This window comes from Streptomyces sp. NPDC044061 (assembly GCF_056434305.1).
The window spans coordinates 1-1,369 of sequence record NZ_JBWKFL010000186.1 but is presented as its reverse complement, the minus strand read 5'-3'; the positions used below and the strand labels follow the sequence as shown (position 1 = coordinate 1,369).

At 57.2% G+C, this 1,369-nt stretch carries 1 rRNA gene; it reads right to left on the bottom strand.

The annotated features are described in order from the left end of the window. Positions 1-1,369 (bottom strand): 23S ribosomal RNA (locus AC07CM_RS50995); the annotation flags it as partial.

Genomic DNA, 1,369 nt, shown 5'->3' with positions numbered 1-1,369 from the left:
GAGCTAACCGGTCCCCTTAACGTTCCAGCACCGGGCAGGCGTCAGTCCGTATACATCGCCTTACGGCTTCGCACGGACCTGTGTTTTTAGTAAACAGTCGCTTCTCGCTGGTCTCTGCGGCCACCCCCAGCTCACCGAGTAAATCGGATCACCGGAGCTGGCCCCCCTTCTCCCGAAGTTACGGGGGCATTTTGCCGAGTTCCTTAACCATAGTTCACCCGAACGCCTCGGTATTCTCTACCTGACCACCTGAGTCGGTTTAGGGTACGGGCCGCCATGAAACTCGCTAGAGGCTTTTCTCGACAGCATAGGATCATCCACTTCGCCACAATCGGCTCGGCATCAGGTCTCAGCCACAAGGTGTGCGGATTTGCCTACACACCGGCCTACACCCTTACCCCGGGACAACCACCGCCCGGGATGGACTACCTTCCTGCGTCACCCCATCACTCACCTACTAACCGCTTGGTTCGGCGGCTCCACCACTCCCCTCAACTCCGAAGAGATCAGGGCGGCTTCACGGCCTTAGCATCACGATGCTCGATGTTTGACGCTTCACAGCGGGTACCGGAATATCAACCGGTTATCCATCGACTACGCCTGTCGGCCTCGCCTTAGGTCCCGACTTACCCTGGGCAGATCAGCTTGACCCAGGAACCCTTAGTCAATCGGCGCAAACGTTTCTCACGTTTGTATCGCTACTCATGCCTGCATTCTCACTCGTCAACCGTCCACAACTACCTTCCGGTGCTGCTTCACCCGGCAGACGACGCTCCCCTACCCATCACAGCACCCGTTGGGGCTATATGCTGCAATGACACGACTTCGGCGGTACGCTTGAGCCCCGCTACATTGTCGGCGCGGAATCACTAGACCAGTGAGCTATTACGCACTCTTTCAAGGGTGGCTGCTTCTAAGCCAACCTCCTGGTTGTCTGTGCGACTCCACATCCTTTCCCACTTAGCGTACGCTTAGGGGCCTTAGTCGATGCTCTGGGCTGTTTCCCTCTCGACCATGGAGCTTATCCCCCACAGTCTCACTGCCGCGCTCTCACTTACCGGCATTCGGAGTTTGGCTAAGGTCAGTAACCCGGTAGGGCCCATCGCCTATCCAGTGCTCTACCTCCGGCAAGAAACACACGACGCTGCACCTAAATGCATTTCGGGGAGAACCAGCTATCACGGAGTTTGATTGGCCTTTCACCCCTAACCACAGGTCATCCCCCAGGTTTTCAACCCTGGTGGGTTCGGTCCTCCACGAAGTCTTACCTCCGCTTCAACCTGCCCATGGCTAGATCACTCCGCTTCGGGTCTTGAGCGTGCTACTAAAGTCGCCCTATTCGGACTCGCTTTCGCTACGGCTTCCCCAC